The sequence below is a fragment of the Marinobacter sp. UBA2688 genome (assembly GCF_002352785.1).
GTDB lineage: Bacteria > Pseudomonadota > Gammaproteobacteria > Pseudomonadales > Oleiphilaceae > Marinobacter > Marinobacter salarius.
In genome coordinates, this window is record NZ_DELU01000024.1 from 40,449 (window position 1) to 58,679 (window position 18,231).

An 18,231-nucleotide genomic window follows, 5' to 3' on the forward strand; every position below is an offset into this window, starting at 1 on the left:
CGGCCGAACCACGCATCTCTACAGCCCGGCTAACTGGCAATAACCCTCAAAGGGCTATCAGCCACTCTTCACCAGACGACGAGGCACCAGTTTGGTCGCCTCCCCCTCCGGGAATCCTTCCGCCAGCCCGACAAAACGCCCGTTGCCATAAAGGCGAACGAACCCTTCCGCGGGCTGACCCGATATTCTAACTGGTTGTCCGTTCAATATCGACACCAGCGAACTGCCTTCCAGATCCCGCTCCGGGAACATGGACAGAGCAGCATCCGGGGCCACCAGCAGGCCATCCAGACTTTCACCTTCTTCGCGCATGGACTCCAGCATTGAAACCTCACGGGCATCCGCCAGCGTGAAACCGGAGGCCATGGTGCGGCGCAGTGCCGTGACATGGGCACCGCAGCCCAATGCCTCGCCAATGTCCTCCACCAGCGAGCGAATATAGGTGCCTTTCGTGCAACTTACCGCGATATCAATCTCGGTCTCGCGCACCTCCAGCAGCGTCAGCTCGTATATGGTCACCGGGCGCGACGGACGCTCCACCTCAATACCTTCGCGCGCGTATTCATAGAGCGGTTTGCCCTTGTGCTTTAGCGCGGAGTACATGGAGGGAACCTGCTGGATATCGCCACGAAAGCGCTCCAACACCGGTTCCAGTGCATCGGCATCGAGCCCAGGGGGCACAGGTCTCTCAGCAACCACGGCACCTTCGCTGTCCCCGGTTTCGGTGCGGACACCCAGGCGAGCGGTGGCGATGTAGGCTTTGTCGCTGTCCAGCATCATCTGGGAAAACTTGGTGGCTTCACCAAAGCACAACGGCAACACGCCGGTGGCCAGCGGGTCCAACGCACCGGTGTGACCGGCCTTGGCCGCCCCGAACAGGCGTTTTACCTGCTGCAGGATGCCGTTGGACGTAATGTCCATCGGCTTGTCGATCACCAGTATGCCGTTTACATCGCGACCTTTACGACGTCGACTCAAGCCTTTTGCTCCGGATCATCAGACGCCCCGTCGTTGCGGGCGTCGTCGTCACGGTCAACCACTGGCTTGTCGCCAACCGCTTCCCGAATCAGATTGTCCATGTGACGGCTGTGCCCAAGCAACGTATCGAAATGAAAACGCAACTGGGGCGTCACCCGCAATTTCATGGCACGGCCGACCTGCCCTTTCAGGAAGCCAGCCGCTTTATTCAGCACTGTCAGGGAATCCCGCACCTGCGGCGACTCCTCGGTCAGCTCTTCGGTGGTCAGCAGCGATACGTAAACGTCTGCATAACCCAGGTCACGGCTCACCTTGACGGCATTCACCGTGACCATGCCCACCCGCGGGTCTTTGACCTCCCGCTGGATGAGCTGGGCCAGCTCCCGCTGCATCTGATCGCCGATGCGATCAATCCGGCTGAACTCTCTTGGCATCAGGTTTCCTTTAATCTCAGGCGCATCACGCGCCGGTGGACTCAAGCTTACGCTCAACCCGAACGCGATCGAATACCTCGATCTGGTCGCCGACTTTCACGTCGTAGCCCTTAACGCCGATACCACACTCCATACCGTTGCGGACTTCCGGCACGTCATCCTTGAAGCGGCGCAGCGATTCCAGCTCGCCTTCAAAGATAACCACGTTGTCACGCAGGACACGGATCGGCTTGTTGCGGTAAACGTTACCCTCGGTGACCATACAGCCAGCCACCTGGCCAAACTTCGGCGAACGGAACACATCACGCACATCGGCAATGCCCACGATATCCTCGCGGAATTCCGGCGCCAGCATGCCGGTCAGAGCTGCTTTCACATCATCAATCAGGTTGTAGATGATGCTGTAGTAGCGCAGATCCAGACCTTCCTGCTCCACCAGACGCTTGGACGCGGTGTCCGCACGCACGTTGAAGCCGAAGATAACCGCGTTGGTCGCCATGGCCAGACTGATGTCCGTCTCTGCGATACCACCAACGCCCGACGACACGATCTTGACCTGTACTTCGTCGTTACCAAGATCCTGCAGCGACTTGGTGATGGCTTCCAGGGAACCACGAACGTCGGTCTTGAGCACCACGTTGAGGGTTTTGACCTCGTCCTTGCCCATATTCTCGAACAGGTTCTCAAGCTTCGCAGCCTGCTGCCTGTGCAGACGCTGCTCCCGCTCGCGGGACTGACGGAATTCCGCCAGTTCCTTGGCCTTCTTCTCGTCAGCCACAGCAAAGAACTCATCACCAGCGTTCGGCGTGCCATTCAGGCCCAGGATTTCCACCGGAATGGAAGGCCCGGCTTCTTTGACCTGCTTGCCGGCCTCGTCGGTCATGGCGCGAACCTTACCGAAGAAGGAACCAGCCACCACCATCTCGCCCTGACGGAGCGTGCCGTTCTGCACCAGTACGGTAGCCACGGAACCGCGACCACGCTCAAGGCTGGATTCGACCACCACACCCTTCGCAGGTGCATCCGGAGAGGCCTCGAGCTCAAGGATTTCAGCCTGCAGCAGCAGTGCCTCAAGCAGATCTTCAATGCCGTCACCGGTATGGGCGGATACAGGGATAAACTGAACGTCACCGCCCCAGTCTTCCGGAATAACTTCCATACCCGCCAATTCGGTCTTGATACGATCCGGGTCGGCCTCTTCCTTGTCCATCTTGTTGATGGCAACGACGATGGGAACGCCGGCGGAACGTGCGTGATCCACGGCTTCCTTGGTTTGCGGCATAACGCCGTCATCGGCGGCCACCACCAGGATAACGATGTCGGTGCACTGGGCACCCCGCGCACGCATCGCCGTGAAGGCGGCGTGGCCCGGAGTATCCAGGAAGGACACCATGCCATGGTCGGTTTCAACGTGGTACGCACCGATGTGCTGGGTGATACCCCCGGACTCGCCGGACGCCACCTTGGTGCGGCGAATGTAATCCAGCAGCGAGGTCTTACCGTGGTCAACGTGACCCATCACACTGACAACCGGCGCACGCTTGGTCTTTTCCTTGCCTTCAAAGGAGAATTCACTCAGAACCTCTTCCTCGAACGCATCTTCACTCACCGTGTTGGCTTTGTGACCGAGTTCCTCAGTCACCAGAACAGCGGTTTCCTGATCGAGAGCCTGGTTGATTGTCGCCATTACCCCCATGCCCATCAGTTTCTTGATGACGTCCGCTGACTTGACCGCCATCCGCTGGGCAAGATCACCCACTGTGATCGTCTCGGGAATATCGACTTCTCGTACCATTGGCTTGGTCGGCCTCTCGAAAGCATGACGCTTTTCTTTGGGTTTCTTTTTCGCACGGAGCGGCTTGCGCAGCGTGGTGTCTTCTTCCTCTTCATTGATAATCAGAGGCTCTTCCACCGGACGGCTGCGCGGCCCACGATGCCCTGCGGACTTCTTCTTGGGCTTACCCTCTTCGGGCTCATCACCGCGCTCGCGGGCCTTTTCCTTCTTCTTCTTCGGCTTTCGATCCTTGCCTTCGCCTTCTTCAGGCGGCGGTATCGGCATGTCTTCCGGCGCGGGAACCGGTGACGGTTCCGGCTCGGCAGCCACTTCCGGCTGAGCTTTTTCAGCCGGTTTTTCGTCAGTAGCCGGCTCTTCAGCCGGAGAATCTGACACCGGCGCTTCCGGCTTCGGCGCATCCGCAGGCTGTGCCTGCTCAGCCGCGACTGTCGCTGGGGCCTCTTCCGGGGCCGCAGCCGCCTGCTCGGCAGCTTCTTCCTGCTTCGCCGCTTCCGGCTCGAGCTCGGCGCGTTTGATATACGTACGGCGCTTGCGAACCTCAACATTGACCGTTTTGGTACGGCCCGCTTTCAGCGTGGTTGTTGTCTTGCGCTTAAGAGTGATTTTCTTGGGCTCAGCCTCACTCTCACCGTGATTCTTTTTCAGATAGGTCAGCAACTGCTGCTTCTCATCACTGGTAACAGAATCCCCTTCGGAGCGGGCTTTCAGGCCAGCCTCCACGATCTGTCGCAGCAAACGATCCACGGGAGCGCCTACATCTGCGGCCAGTTGTTTTACCGTTACATCAGCCATACTGGTCCTCCTCCCGATTAAGCCTGGTCTTCAAACCAGGGGGCGCGTGCTGCCATAATCAACTGGCCGGCACGCTCTTCTTCCATTCCTTCAATGTCGAGCAAGTCGTCAACCGACTGCTCTGCAAGATCTTCCATGGTACGAATCCCCATACCGGCCAGCTTGAAAGCCAGGCCACGATCCATACCGTCCATTGCGAGAAGATCTTCTGCGGGCTCAGCGCCCTCTAGCGCCTCTTCACTGGCCAGGGCCTGATTCAACAGGGCATCCTTGGCACGGCGACGCAATTCGGTCACGGTTTCTTCATCAAAACCGTCAATGGCAAGCATCTCTTCCATGGGGATGTACGCTACCTCCTCAATGGAGGTAAACCCTTCCTCAATGAGGACACCTGCAAATTCTTCGTCCACATCCAGATTGCCGGTGAAGTGCTCGAGCAGAGAATTATACTCCTGCTCCTGACGCTCACCTGCTTCCTCTTCTGTCATGACGTTCAGCGTCCAGCTGGTAAGGTCCGTCGCCAACCGAACATTCTGACCATTCCGGCCAATCGCCTGGGCCAGATTGTCCTCAGCTACTGCCACTTCCATGGTATGGCGGTCCTCGTCCATGACGATGGACGCCACTTCCGCCGGTGCCATGGCATTGATGACCAGTTGCGCGGGGTTGTCGTCCCACAGCACGATATCCACACGCTCGCCACCCAACTCGTTGGAAACTGCCTGTACTCGTGAACCACGCATGCCCACGCAGGCACCCACCGGATCAATCCGGCGGTCGTTGGTCTTGACCGCAATCTTGGCGCGGGAGCCTGGGTCCCGGGCTGCGCCACGAATCTCAATCAGCTCCTCCGCGATTTCCGGCACCTCAATGCGGAACAGTTCGATCAGCATCTGCGGATCGGTACGGCTCAGAATCAGCTGCGGGCCGCGATGATCGGTACGGATTTCCTGCAGCAGAGAGCGCACACGATCGCCCATACGGAACGTTTCACGGGGAATCAGGTGTTCACGGGGCAGCAAGGCTTCGGCGTTGGCCCCCAGATCCACGATGACGTTGTCACGTGTCACTTTCTTTACGGTGCCAGAGACGAGCTCACCCACGCGATCCCGGTAGCTATCGACAATCTTGGTGCGCTCGGCTTCCCGCACTTTCTGGAATATGATCTGTTTCGCTGCCTGGGCACCAATACGGCCGAAGGCAACGGATTCCACTTTCTCTTCATGGATATCGCCGGGCTGCAGACTCTTGTCGATTTCTTCCGCTTCCTGCATGGTCAGCTCGGTGCCCAAAGCAGGAACCGCATCGTTATCAACCACCAGCCAGCGACGGAACGTTTCATATTCGCCGGTGCGGCGATCGATGGAAACGCGGATGTCCGCTTCCTCGTCGTCGTAGCGTTTTTTGGCAGCGGTGGCGAGTGCCAGCTCGATTGCTTCGAAGATCACGTCCTTCTCGACACCTTTCTCGTTCGAGACGGATTCAACCACCAGCAAGATCTCTTTACTCATTGGATTGCCCTGCCCTTAAAAATAAACTTTGCGTCCACTGACTTACTCAAATACCGGAACGATGTTGGCTTTCTCGATGCTATCGAATGGCAACAGGTATTCGTGATCATCAACAACCACGACAACGTCTTCACCTTCAATGCCTTTAATCAGGCCCTGAAACTTGCGACGCCCCTCAAATGCCATTCGTAATTTGATCTGGACCTGGTGGCCTGCGAATGCCTCATATTGCTCCAGACGGAACAACGGCCGGTCCATGCCCGGAGAAGATACCTCCAGGGTATACTCCGTCTGAATGGGGTCTTCCACATCCATTACGCCGCTGGCCTGGCGACTGACTTTCTCACAGTCTTCAATGCCGATGCCGTTTTCAGCATCGTCAATAAAAATTCTCAACAGGGAATGGTGTCCCTGGGAGCGAAATTCAATGCCCCAAAACTCGTAACCCAGGCCTTCCACAATGGGCCTGAGCAATTCTTCCAGCTGCTTCAACTTGGCTGACAAGGTTATCCCGTCTCCGTTACTCGATTTTTCCGACCCCAAAAACAAAAAAAGGGCTGTTGATCAGCCCTTTTTATGCACCAGGGCCTGATGCGCCAGGCCCCTTAATCAAAAAGCCCCTAAAAAGTGGGGCCCTTTGTTGCAAGAACTCACAGGGGAAAAGCAATCTAAACACCCCCTGCTGACAGACACCTGGCCTGCCTGGAACCGGCAGGGCAAACTGTGCCCGGAGCCCGCTCCAATATCCGCCGGAGTATAGAGACGCCGGCCTTACTGGTCAAGGACTGACCAAAAAAAACGGCCTGGTAAATCCAAGCCGTTTTTCTTCTTATATGGTGCCCAGGGCCGGACTCGAACCGGCACGGCTTTCGCCACTACCCCCTCAAGATAGCGTGTCTACCAGTTCCACCACCTGGGCAGCACCTTTACTCGAGCTCGGGGAGTTTATTTTCATCCCCGCGCCCGTCTTCGCCTTCTGTCGCTGATTCACCCTCAGCCTGCCCGGCATCCGATTCGGCCGGTGACTCCTGGACTACAGGAATACCCGCCTCACCTGCCACTTCGGCACGCTGCTTGGCAAATACAGCCAGCGAAAAACTCGTTACAAAAAATACGATAGCCAGCAAAGTTGTGGCACGGGTCAGAAAGCTACTGCTGCCCTCGCTGCCAAACACGGTCTGGGAGGCGCCACCACCAAATGCAGCACCGGCATTGGCACCCTTACCCTGCTGGAGCAGGACCAGCGTCACCAGCGCCACCGCAATGAGCACGTGCAGAACGACAACCAGTGTTTCGACCCAATCCATAATGACTCTCTAATGACTCTTGCTAATGGCTTTCGCGAACCTTTAACGCTCAAGACTTGCCTGGCACCGCCCGGCAAATACTTACAAAATCGTTTGCATCCAATGACGCGCCACCAATCAACCCGCCATCGATGTCCGGCTGAGCAAAAAGCGCCGCGGCATTATCCGCTTTTACACTGCCGCCGTAAAGCAGCGATATCTCATCCGCCGGAGCCCCAAGGGACTTCAACACATCGCGGATAGCGGCATGCATGGTCTGAGCATCATCAGCGGTTGCGGTTTTACCCGTTCCTATGGCCCAAACTGGCTCATAGGCAATCACAACCTGCTGCCATGACTCACTGCCAACGTCGACGAGGGCTTTGCGAACCTGTCGCGACACGACACTTTCAGCCTTGCCCGCATCACGTTCTTCGAGGGTCTCGCCAACGCAAACAACAGCGACCAACCCTGACGTCAGGGCCTGCCCGACCTTGGTGGCAACCTGCTCATCGGTTTCGCCGAAGAGCTGCCTGCGCTCCGAATGCCCGACCAAGGTAAAACCACAGCCGCAATCTTTTGCCATCGCCGCGGAGATTTCCCCGGTGTAGGCGCCTGAATCCCAGCACGCTACATTCTGAACACCAACAGCCAGCTTATCGCCAGCCTGCTCAGCAACATCGCCAACATACAGGGCGGGAGGAATAATAACAGCCTCCACACCATTATCAAACGATGCTAATTCGGACCGGACTTGACCAACCAGATTGCTTACCAAGTCTTTCGACCCGTTCATTTTCCAGTTGCCGGCGACAATCTTACGGCGCATAAAAAATCCCTGATTCAAGGGAGGGCGAACTATACAGCAGTCTTTTACAGCAGACAACTGCCCCTAAGCACAAAATCATGCCCGGGAATTCTCAACCACAACAGCCAGTTCCTCGGCAATTTTCACGATTTGTGCCTCATCCTGCCCTTCCGTCATTACCCGGATCAGAGGCTCTGTGCCCGACGCCCTCAGCAACACGCGACCACCGCCACCCAGCCTGGCCTCCGCCGACTCCACGGCCCTGACAATATCGTCACGCCCGAGAGGATCAAAACGCTGGTCGACCCGCACATTGATCATCTTCTGAGGCAACTTGCTCATACCCTGGCGAAGGTCTGCCAGGGAGCTACCTGCGCGACGAATGGCCAACAATACCTGGAGCGCAGACACAATACCGTCACCAGTGCTGGTGCAATCGCGGATGACCATATGGCCGGAACCTTCACCGCCAAGCAGCCAGCCCCGGTCGATGAGTCGCTCCATGACATACCGGTCGCCGACTTTGGCACGCTCGAAATCAATACCCTGCTCCCTGAGCGCCAACTCAACGCCCAGATTGGTCATCAGGGTGCCCACAACGCCCCCTTTCAAGGTTCCGGCGGCATGACGTTGCGCGGCGATCACGTAGAGCAACTCGTCGCCATCGACTTCCGAGCCGTCACGATCCACCATGAGCACCCGGTCACCGTCGCCATCAAAGGCGATCCCGAGATCAGCCTGCTTCTCCAGAACGGCCTTGCTCAATGATCCCATGTGAGTGGAACCGACATTAAGGTTGATATTCAGACCATCAGGCTCGCCCCCTACCACGGAAATCTTCGCCCCCAACTCGCGGAACACTTTCGGGGCGACGTGGTAGGTAGCACCGTGAGCGCAATCCAGGACAATATGAAGTCCTTCGAGTGAAAACTCGTTGGGTACCGTACTCTTACAGAACTCAACGTATCGGCCTGGTGCGTCATCAACCCGGAACGCCTTGCCTAACTCTTTCGAGCCGCAGACCTCAATGGGCTTATCCAGCCACTTCTCGATCTCTGCTTCCAAAGCATCATCCAGCTTGGTCCCAGCGGGGGAGAAAAACTTGATACCGTTGTCATGGTGCGGATTGTGGGACGCACTGATGACAATCCCCGCGGAGGCGCGAAAGGTTCGGGTCAAATAGGCGATCGCAGGGGTGGGCATGGGCCCAAGCAGTTTCACGTCCACTCCGGCCGCGGACAAACCTGCCTCAAGGGCGGATTCGAACATATAGCCCGAAAGACGGGTGTCTTTACCAATCAGCACACTGTTACGCTGCCCATCCCGTTTGAAGGCCTGCCCCGCAGCCCAACCCAGGCGCAGCATAAATTCGGGGGTTATTGGAAATTCGCCCACCCGGCCCCGGATACCGTCCGTGCCGAAATATTTTCTGTCGCTCATCGTCCAGCTTCCTCCATTGCCGTCACCACTTTAACGGCATCGACTGTTTCCCTGACATCGTGGACGCGAATGATGGATGCGCCCTTCATGGCGGATATTGTCGCGGCAGCGAGGCTTGCGGGCAAGCGTTCACTGACATCACGACCGGTGATATGGCCCAGCATGCTCTTGCGGGACATGCCCACCAGAATCGGGTGCCCTAGCAACTGCAGCTGTTCCAGCGAGGCCAGTAACTGAAGGTTGTGCTGCGGAGACTTGCCAAAACCGAAACCAGGATCAAGGATGATGTTATCTGGCCGCACACCGGCTTTCTCTATCACCCGCATTCGCTCGGTAAGAAACGAACTGACCTCCCGCCGCACATTCCGGTAGCGAGGATCATCCTGCATGGTATCCGGTTCGCCCTGAATGTGCATGACACACACCGGCACTCCAGCGCTTGCCACCACCTCGGGCGCGCCATCCCGTTGCAGCGCCCTGACGTCGTTAATCATCCCGGCACCGAGCTTCACCACCTCCGCCATAACCTCGGGCGAACTGGTATCGACCGAAACGACAACGTCCAAATCACGGGCAATCGCCTCTACCACCGGACACACTCGCTCAAGCTCTTCCTCGACAGACACCGGCGTAGCGCCTGGCCGTGTGGACTCACCACCCACATCAATAAAAGCCGCACCGTCCGCCACCATCTCACGGGCCCTTGCCAGGGCAATCTCAGCGGTAGTGTACCGACCTCCATCCGAAAAGGAGTCCGGCGTCACATTCAGGATCCCCATGACGTGGCAGCCGGACATATCCAGAATCCTGCCCGCAAAGTTTATCTGCATAAGTAACCTTTTCTGCAACCCGCAAAAACAAACGCCGCCCCGTCAGGGGCGGCGTTCAGTCTTCAACTATATCTGACCAGTATCCAGCCTGGCTCAGTGCTCACCGGCCGGTCGACCAACACCCGGTTGGCGACCATCGTCGGAACCCTTCGGAGCAGGCGCCTGCTCAGGCTCATCAGCCGGAACACCACCGGAGGGGCCGCTATCACCCCAGCCTTTCGGCGGGCGGGGATCACGGCCTTCCATGATGTCATCGATCTGGTAACGATCAATGGTCTCGTACTTCATCAGGGCATCGGCCATCAGGTCGAGCTTGTCACGGTTATCGACGAGCAACTGCTTCGCCTTTTCATAACAGCTGTCGATGATGTTGCGAACTTCCTCATCGATACGCTGCGCCGTTTCCGGAGAATAGACCGTTTGCGCCTGACCGGCAGAGCGACCGAGGAAAGGCTCTTCGCTGTCTGTATCGTACTGCAGCGGGCCAAGCTTCTCAGACAGCCCCCAACGCGTGACCATATTACGCGCCAGGCTGGTTGCCCGCTCGATATCGTTGGAAGCACCGGTGGTGACTCCATCGAAACCAAGGGTCAGTTCTTCGGCAATACGGCCACCAAACAGACTGCAGATGGAACTGATCAGGAAGCGCTTGCTGTGGCTGTACTTGTCTTCCTCCGGCAGGAACATTGTGACACCCAATGCGCGGCCGCGAGGAATAATACTGACTTTGTAGACCGGATCATGCTCAGGCATCAGACGCCCGACAATGGCATGACCGGACTCGTGGTAAGCCGTATTACGCTTCTCTTTCTCGCTCATGACCATGGATTTGCGCTCGGCGCCCATCATGATCTTGTCTTTCGCGAGCTCAAACTCTTCCATGGAGACCAGACGCTGGTTACGACGGGCCGCAAACAACGCAGCTTCGTTCACCAGGTTCGCCAGGTCAGCACCCGAGAAGCCGGGCGTGCCACGGGCAATCAACACAGGCTCTACTCCATCGGCCAGAGGCACTTTCTTCATGTGCACCTTGAGGATCTGCTCACGACCGATGATGTCCGGCAGCCCGACAACGACCTGGCGGTCAAAGCGACCTGGGCGGAGCAACGCCGGGTCCAGTACGTCCGGACGGTTGGTGGCGGCAATCACGATAACGCCTTCGTTACCCTCGAAGCCGTCCATCTCTACCAGCAACTGGTTCAGTGTCTGCTCACGCTCGTCGTGACCGCCGCCCATGCCAGCGCCACGATGGCGGCCAACGGCATCGATCTCGTCGATGAAGATGATACAGGGGCTCTGTTTCTTGGCCTGCTCGAACATATCACGGACACGGGAGGCACCCACGCCCACGAACATTTCCACGAAGTCCGAACCGGAGATTGAGAAGAATGGCACCTTGGCCTCACCGGCAATCGCCTTGGCGAGCAGGGTCTTACCGGTACCCGGCTGACCCACCATCAGTACACCCTTGGGGATACTGCCACCAAGACGCTGGAACTTGCTGGGGTCCCGCAGGAAATCCACCAACTCCTTGACGTCTTCCTTGGCCTCGTCGACACCGGCAACGTCACCAAAGGTGGTTTTGATCTGATCCTCACTCATCAGGCGGGCTTTACTCTTGCCAAAGGACATGGGGCCTTTGCCACCGCCACCGCCTTGCATCTGCCGCATAAAGAACACGAACAGCGCGATGATAATAAGAATTGGGAAGGCAGCCACCAACAGCTGGGTCCAGAGGCTTTGACGCTCCGGTTCCTTGCCGATGACTTCCACGTTGTTGGCCAGCAGATCATCCATCAGCTTATTGTCGGACACCTGTGGGCGGACAGTCTGGAACTGGGAGCCGTCACCACGGGTACCCTGAACCTGCAGACCATCAATGGTGACCTGACGGACCTGTCCGTCCTGCACCATTTCCACAAACTGCGAATAATTGACCTGTTGCCCGCTGGTGGTGGGTGTGAAATTCTGAAACACCATCAGCAGTACGGCGGCTATAATCAGCCAGAGAACCAGATTTTTTGCCATATCGTTCAAGGATCGTCACCTGTGAATTGAAGGATCGCCCCGTCAGGAGAAAGCCTTTTCTGACACCTTACACCAATTGTACGCCCGTCCACCAGAATCGGCCTATCCGTATCGACCACTGCGGGGGTGTCAATCCCACGGTCATTCCGTTCCGGGGCGGGGTCAGCCCTTAAATCCCTTGCACACCTGATAAATCTCCCTCGATCTTGCGCGGGAGGAGTCAGGCTTCCTGCTGACAACGGTGCCAAAACTTTTACGCATTTCAGCCAGCAGGGCATCAAATCCCTCTCCCTGAAATACCTTGGCGACAAACACGCCACCGGGCTTCAGGACTTGCTGCGCCATATCCAGCGCCAGCTCCACCAAACCCATGGCGTTAGGAATATCCACTGCCGCCATACCACTCATATTGGGTGCCATATCCGAAATTACAACGTCAGCGCGGCGTTCACCCAGTAAATCCAGCAATTCGTCCAGCACTGACTGCTCGGTAAAATCGCCCTGAACAAACGCCACACCTGCAATCGGGCTCATCTCGAGAATATCGCTGGCGACCACCGTGCCATCGTCACCAACCCGCTCAACCGCAACCTGGGACCAGCCGCCAGGCGCAGCACCCAAATCCACAACTGTCTGCCCGGGCCGGAACAGGCGGTCTTTGTTATCGAGCTCAATCAGCTTGTAACTGGCCCGCGAACGATAGCCGTCTTCCCGAGACTTTTTGACCCAGACATCATCAAAATGTTCCTTCAGCCAGCGGTCACTGGTTTTCGAGCGAGCCAAAACCTACCTCCATAAAGCGCTCCAATTGGACCTCCAATCATATGGGTACGTGGTAACGGCGATTTCACCGGCCGATTGATCTGATACAATCCCGCGATTATACGGAATTGGCGAGCATTTCGCCGCTGACGTTTTATTAATCGCACCCATAAAGAGATCACATAATGAGTCTTTCGCCGGAACAGCGCCGGGAATACCGGGGCATCGCCCACAATCTGAAGCCCGTTATCATTGTCGGCGACAAGGGCCTGACCGAAGGGCTTCAGGAGGAACTCGAGCGGGCCCTGAACGACCACGAGCTGATCAAGATCAAGGTTGCCAGCCAGGACCGCGAAACCCGCCAGGAAGCCGTTGCCGCCCTGTGCGAAGCCTCCGGCGCGGAGCTGGTGCAGACCATCGGCAAGATCGCCGTGATCCTGCGCCGGGCGAAAAAGCCCAACCCCAAGCTGTCCAACCTGCTGCGCCAGAAACACTGACGCTGTCAGCACGCCAGGGCCGCACAATGTAAAAAGCCGGCTGTTGTTCGCAGCCGGCTTTTTGTTTGCAGAATCAGCACCCGACGAACGTCAGATGTGCTCTACCTGCTCGATTTCATACTCAACGGTTCCCGAAGGCACACGCACGGCAACCACGTCACCCTCGCTTTTACCCACCAGCGCCCGCGCGATCGGCGAGGAAATGGACAGCTTTCCGGCCTTGATATCTGCCTCATCCTCACCAACGATCTGGTAGCTGACCTGCTCGTCGGTATCGACATTAAGCATTCGCACGGTGGTGCCGAAGATCACCTTGCCGGTGTTTTCGATGCTGTTGACGTCGATTACCTGGGCTGCGGACAGCTTGCCCTCGATTTCCTGGATACGCCCTTCGATAAAGCTCTGCTGCTCCCGAGCGGCGTGGTATTCCGCGTTCTCTTTCAGGTCGCCGTGTTCGCGGGCATCGGAAATAGCCGCGATCACCCGGGGACGATCTTCGGACTTCAGTTTCTGAAGTTCCTCACGTAGGCGGATTTCGCCCGCCTTTGTCATGGGTACTCTGTCAGCCATAGTCTTACTTTCCTGCGTGTAGATCCTGGAGGCGGCGCACAGTGCGCTCGGGCCCGAACTTGATGGCCCTGCAGAAGGCTTCGCCGCCCGCCAGTGTCGTTGTATAGGTTACCTTGGTCTGCAGGGCCGACTGGCGAATCTGTGCCGAGTCGGAAATCGCCTTGCGACCTTCGGTGGTGTTAATAATCAGCTGTACCTGACCATTTTTAATAGCGTCCACGATGTGCGGACGCCCTTCACGAACCTTGTTCACCCGATCAACGGTGAGCCCGGCCTGCTTCAGAGCCTTGGCGGTACCAGTGGTGGCAATCACCTTGAAACCGGCGTCAATCAGATCCTGTGCCACTTTCGCGGCACCGGGCTTGTCGACGTCCCGTACGGACATGAAGGCCGTACCCTTGGCCGGCAGGCGCTCACCGGAGGCCAGGGCCGCCTTGGCGAAGGCTTCGTCAAAGCTGTCACCAATACCCATCACCTCACCGGTGGACTTCATTTCCGGCCCCAGGATGGGATCCACTGCCGGGAATTTGTTGAACGGGAACACCGATTCCTTGACGGAATAGTAAGTCGGCACAATTTCCTGAGTGAAGCCCTGCTCTGCCAGTGACTTGCCAGCCATGCAACGGGCCGCCACCTTGGCCAGTGACACACCGATGGCCTTGGACACAAACGGCACGGTACGGGACGCCCGCGGGTTCACCTCGATCACGTAGATCTCGCCACCCTGCCAGGCCAGCTGCACGTTCATCAGGCCGATAACATCCAGCTCAATGGCCATCTTCCGTACCGCTTCGCGCATTTCATCCTGCACGTCTTTCGGCAGGGTGTAGGGCGGCAGGGAACAGGCGGAATCACCAGAGTGCACGCCCGCTTGCTCAATGTGCTGCATGATGCCACCGATGACCACGTCCTTGCCGTCGCTGATGGCGTCAATGTCCACCTCGATGGCGGCGTTGAGGAAGTGATCCAGCAGCACCGGGCTGTCGTTGGAGACCAGCACGGCATTGCGCATGTAGCGAACCAGCTCATCCTCGTCATAGACGATTTCCATGGCCCGACCACCCAGCACGTAGGAGGGGCGTACCACCAGCGGATAACCAATCTCGCGAGCCGCCAGGATGCCTTCTTCGTGGCTGCGCACGGTGGCATTTTCCGGCTGAATCAGGCCGAGGCGGCCGATCATCTGCTGGAAACGCTCCCGGTCTTCGGCGCGGTCGATGGCATCCGGGCTGGTACCGATAATCGGCACACCCGCCGCTTCCAGGCCACGGGCCAGCTTCAGCGGGGTTTGGCCGCCGTACTGGACAATCACACCCTTGGGTTTTTCGACGTGGATGATTTCCAGCACATCTTCCAGGGTGATGGGCTCGAAGTAGAGCCGATCCGAGGTGTCGTAGTCGGTGGAAACGGTTTCCGGGTTGCAGTTGATCATGATGGTTTCATAACCATCGTCGCGCATAGCGAGGGCGGCGTGAACGCAGCAATAATCAAACTCAATACCCTGACCGATGCGGTTGGGACCACCGCCAATGACCACGATTTTCTCGCGATCAGAGGCACCCGCCTCACACTCTTCCTCATAGGACGAATACATGTAGGCGGTTGATGAGGCAAATTCAGCCGCGCAGGTATCCACCCGCTTGTAGACCGGGCGAATGTCCAGGTCATGGCGCAGCTTGCGCAAGCTGACTTCAGAAATGCTGAGCAGCTTGGCCAAGCGCGCATCGGAGAACCCTTTGCGCTTGAGGCGGAACAGCGTATCGCGATCAATATCCGCCTTGCCGGCGGATTTGAGGGCAGTCTCTTCTTTGATCAGGTCTTCGATCTGTACCAGATACCATGGATCTACATGCGTGTTGTTGAACACTTCTTCCACGGTCATCCCGGCTCGGAAGGCATCGCCGATGTACCAAAGGCGCTCGGCTCCAGGCACATTCAGTTCCTGGGTGAGGGTTTCCTGGCCGTCGGTGGTGCTCAGGTCGACCTTCTCTTCAAAACCGTCGGAGCCCACTTCCAGACCACGCATGGCCTTCTGCAGCGACTCCTGGAAGGTACGACCGATGGCCATCACCTCACCCACGGATTTCATCTGGGTGGTCAGGCGCGCATCAGCCTGGGGGAACTTCTCGAAGGTGAAGCGCGGAATCTTGGTGACCACATAGTCGATGCTGGGCTCGAACGAGGCCGGAGTAACACCACCGGTGATTTCATTGCGCAGTTCATCAAGGGTGTAACCCACCGCCAGCTTGGCCGCCACCTTGGCGATCGGAAAACCCGTTGCCTTGGACGCCAGCGCCGAAGAACGCGACACCCGGGGATTCATTTCGATGACGACGACACGGCCGTTGTCCGGGTTTACGCCGAACTGCACGTTGGAACCGCCAGTTTCCACACCGATCTCACGCAGTACCGCCAGAGAGGCGTTCCGCATGATCTGGTATTCCTTGTCGGTGAGCGTCTGGGCCGGCGCGACGGTGATGGAGTCACCGGTGTGCACGCCCATCGCGTCAAAGTTTTCAATGGCGCAGACGATGATGCAGTTGTCGTTTTTGTCGCGGACAACTTCCATCTCGTACTCTTTCCAGCCGATCAGGGACTCATCGATCAGCAACTCGTTGGTCGGCGACAGGTCCAGACCACGGGTGCAGATTTCCTCGAATTCGTCGCGGTTGTAGGCAATACCGCCGCCGGAACCACCCATGGTGAAGGACGGGCGGATGATGCAGGGAAATCCGATGTCGTTGGCCACTTCCCAGGCTTCCGCCATGGAATGGGCGATCGTGGCGCGAGGGCACTCCAGGCCAATTTTCTTCATGGCCTTGTCAAAACGATCACGGTCTTCAGCTTTGTCGATGGTGTCGGCGTTGGCGCCGATCATTTCCACACCATGCTCAGCCAGAACGCCGTGCTTTTCGAGGTCCAAAGCGCAGTTCAGGGCTGTCTGACCACCCATGGTAGGCAGCAATGCATCCGGCTGTTCTTTCTCGATGATCTTGGCAACGGTCTTCCAGGTGATAGGCTCGATGTAGGTGGCATCGGCCATTACCGGGTCGGTCATGATCGTGGCCGGGTTGGAGTTCACCAGGATAACCCGGTACCCCTCTTCACGCAGGGCTTTACAGGCCTGGGCTCCAGAGTAGTCAAACTCGCACGCCTGCCCGATCACGATGGGGCCCGCGCCCAGGATCAGAATGCTTTTAATGTCGGTACGCTTTGGCATCAACGTGCCTCCATCAGGCGGATAAATTCATCAAACAACGGCGCTACGTCGTGCGGGCCGGGGCTCGCCTCCGGGTGACCCTGAAAACTGTAGGCTGGCTTGTCGGTACGGCGGATTCCCTGCAGAGAACCGTCGAACAGGGATTTATGGGTCGCCTCCAGATTGTCCGGCAGGCTGGTTTCGTCCACCGCAAATCCGTGGTTCTGACTGGTAATCATCACGGTACCATCGGCGATGTTCTGTACCGGATGGTTGGCGCCATGGTGGCCATGCCCCATCTTGATGGACTTGGCCCCGCTGGCCAGGGCCAGCAACTGGTGGCCAAGACAGATGCCGAAAACCGGAATGTCGGTCTCCAACACATCGCGAATGGCGCTGATGGCGTAGTCACATGGCTCGGGGTCGCCGGGGCCGTTGGACAGGAAAATACCATCGGGATTCATCGCCAGCACATCGGCAGCGGGGGTCTGGGCTGGCACAACAGTGATATCACAGCCGCGACTGGCCAACATGCGCAGGATGTTGAGCTTCACACCGTAGTCCCAGGCGACGACCTTGAATTTTGATTCGGTGCGCTCGCCATAGCCACTTTCGATATCCCACTCACTCTGGCTCCAGGTCCAGGTTTTTTCCGAGGTGACTTCCTTCGCCAGATCCATGCCTTTCAGGCCCGGAAAAGCGTTGGCCAGCTCCAGAGCACGCTCGGCCGTGGCGTCTGCGCCGGCGACCACGGCGCCATTCTGGGACCCTTTATCCCGCAGGATTCGGGTCAGGCGACGGGTATCGATATCGGCAATGCCGACGATATTGTTGTCGCGCAGGTAGTCCTGTAGCGAGCCGGTGCTGCGCCAGTTGCTCACCAGCAGGGGCAGATCACGGATTATCAGGCCGGCGGCCTGGACGCGATCAGATTCGATGTCTTCTTCATTCACACCGGTGCTGCCGATGTGAGGGTATGTGAGGGTGACAATCTGGCGGGAGTAGGACGGGTCGGTCAGGATCTCCTGATAACCGGTCATGGCGGTGTTGAACACCACCTCTCCGCTGGTTTCCCCTTCAGCGCCAATGGCGGTGCCGTAAAACAGGCTTCCGTCTGCGAGTGCAAGGATGGCAGGTGTACTCAAGGCTTGTATCCTCATCGAGTGGCGTACAGGTTCGTCACGAACAGGAACGCAAGCGCAAATTCAGGTCGCAAAAAAGCGAGAGGGAGTTGAACTCCGTCCCGCTTTTTCTGTTGAGCGTTGTCAAAGCTACGCTTGGTGCAGTTAAACCGCCTTATT

General features: G+C 57.7%; 15 protein-coding genes and 1 tRNA gene. 1 reads left to right on the top strand and 15 read right to left on the bottom strand.

Features of this window, described 5'->3' with window-relative positions; genetic code table 11:
• Positions 1-57: 57 nt before the first annotated feature.
• The 12 genes from truB to rlmE all read right to left on the bottom strand — a co-directional run bounded on the left by truB (position 58) and on the right by rlmE (position 12,685).
• Positions 58-978 carry a tRNA pseudouridine(55) synthase TruB gene (truB, locus tag B3M52_RS13320; RefSeq protein WP_075194319.1) on the bottom strand — a complete coding sequence of 307 codons (921 nt, stop codon included), beginning with the start codon at positions 976-978 and terminating at the stop codon, positions 58-60.
• The gene (rbfA, locus tag B3M52_RS13325; protein WP_036207858.1) at positions 975-1,412 is read right to left on the bottom strand and encodes a 30S ribosome-binding factor RbfA; all 438 of its coding nucleotides are present in this window, start codon (positions 1,410-1,412) and stop codon (positions 975-977) included. Before rbfA ends, truB begins: the two co-directional genes overlap by 4 nt.
• 25 nt (positions 1,413-1,437) lie before the next feature.
• Positions 1,438-3,999: a translation initiation factor IF-2 gene (gene infB, locus B3M52_RS13330; protein WP_075194318.1), complete on the bottom strand. Its 2,562-nt coding sequence runs from the start codon at positions 3,997-3,999 to the stop codon at positions 1,438-1,440.
• Between the two features lie 17 nt (positions 4,000-4,016).
• Entirely contained in the window at positions 4,017-5,510 is a 1,494-nt protein-coding gene (gene nusA / locus B3M52_RS13335; RefSeq protein WP_036212210.1) for a transcription termination factor NusA, read from the bottom strand.
• 42 nt (positions 5,511-5,552) lie between these two features.
• Positions 5,553-6,014, bottom strand: coding sequence for a ribosome maturation factor RimP (gene rimP / locus B3M52_RS13340; RefSeq protein WP_036212208.1), 462 nt, complete (start codon positions 6,012-6,014; stop codon positions 5,553-5,555).
• A gap of 330 nt (positions 6,015-6,344) precedes the next feature.
• Positions 6,345-6,429: transfer RNA gene (locus B3M52_RS13345), tRNA-Leu, on the bottom strand.
• Positions 6,430-6,436: 7 nt separating this feature from the next.
• Positions 6,437-6,817, bottom strand: a complete 381-nt coding sequence (secG, locus tag B3M52_RS13350) for a preprotein translocase subunit SecG (RefSeq protein WP_036212204.1) — start codon at positions 6,815-6,817, stop codon at positions 6,437-6,439.
• Positions 6,818-6,866: 49 nt separating this feature from the next.
• Entirely contained in the window at positions 6,867-7,625 is a 759-nt protein-coding gene (gene tpiA, locus B3M52_RS13355; protein ID WP_075194317.1) for a triose-phosphate isomerase, read from the bottom strand.
• A gap of 75 nt (positions 7,626-7,700) precedes the next feature.
• On the bottom strand, positions 7,701-9,044 hold the full coding sequence (gene glmM / locus B3M52_RS13360; RefSeq protein WP_075194316.1) for a phosphoglucosamine mutase: 1,344 nt from the start codon (positions 9,042-9,044) through the stop codon (positions 7,701-7,703).
• Positions 9,041-9,874, bottom strand: coding sequence for a dihydropteroate synthase (folP, locus tag B3M52_RS13365; RefSeq protein WP_036212198.1), 834 nt, complete (start codon positions 9,872-9,874; stop codon positions 9,041-9,043). The genes glmM and folP overlap by 4 nt, the downstream gene beginning before the upstream one ends.
• Positions 9,875-9,967: 93 nt before the next feature.
• Entirely contained in the window at positions 9,968-11,911 is a 1,944-nt protein-coding gene (gene ftsH / locus B3M52_RS13370; protein WP_218618561.1) for an ATP-dependent zinc metalloprotease FtsH, read from the bottom strand.
• A gap of 153 nt (positions 11,912-12,064) precedes the next feature.
• Entirely contained in the window at positions 12,065-12,685 is a 621-nt protein-coding gene (rlmE, locus tag B3M52_RS13375; RefSeq protein ID WP_075194315.1) for a 23S rRNA (uridine(2552)-2'-O)-methyltransferase RlmE, read from the bottom strand.
• 164 nt (positions 12,686-12,849) lie between these two features.
• Here rlmE and yhbY point away from each other — a divergent pair, with 164 nt between their 5' ends.
• A complete protein-coding gene (gene yhbY / locus B3M52_RS13380) occupies positions 12,850-13,161 on the top strand; it encodes a ribosome assembly RNA-binding protein YhbY (RefSeq protein WP_007153111.1) in 312 nt (103 codons plus the stop codon).
• Positions 13,162-13,251: 90 nt separating this feature from the next.
• Here yhbY and greA read toward each other — a convergent pair whose 3' ends face one another.
• The 3 genes from greA to carA are packed head-to-tail and all read right to left on the bottom strand — an operon-like array spanning position 13,252 to position 18,075.
• Positions 13,252-13,731 carry a transcription elongation factor GreA gene (greA, locus tag B3M52_RS13385; protein ID WP_075194314.1) on the bottom strand — a complete coding sequence of 160 codons (480 nt, stop codon included), beginning with the start codon at positions 13,729-13,731 and terminating at the stop codon, positions 13,252-13,254.
• A gap of 4 nt (positions 13,732-13,735) precedes the next feature.
• On the bottom strand, positions 13,736-16,951 hold the full coding sequence (gene carB / locus B3M52_RS13390; protein ID WP_075194313.1) for a carbamoyl-phosphate synthase large subunit: 3,216 nt from the start codon (positions 16,949-16,951) through the stop codon (positions 13,736-13,738).
• Positions 16,951-18,075, bottom strand: a complete 1,125-nt coding sequence (carA, locus tag B3M52_RS13395; protein WP_083637121.1) for a glutamine-hydrolyzing carbamoyl-phosphate synthase small subunit — start codon at positions 18,073-18,075, stop codon at positions 16,951-16,953. Before carA ends, carB begins: the two co-directional genes overlap by 1 nt.
• Between the last annotated feature and the right edge of the window lie 156 nt (positions 18,076-18,231).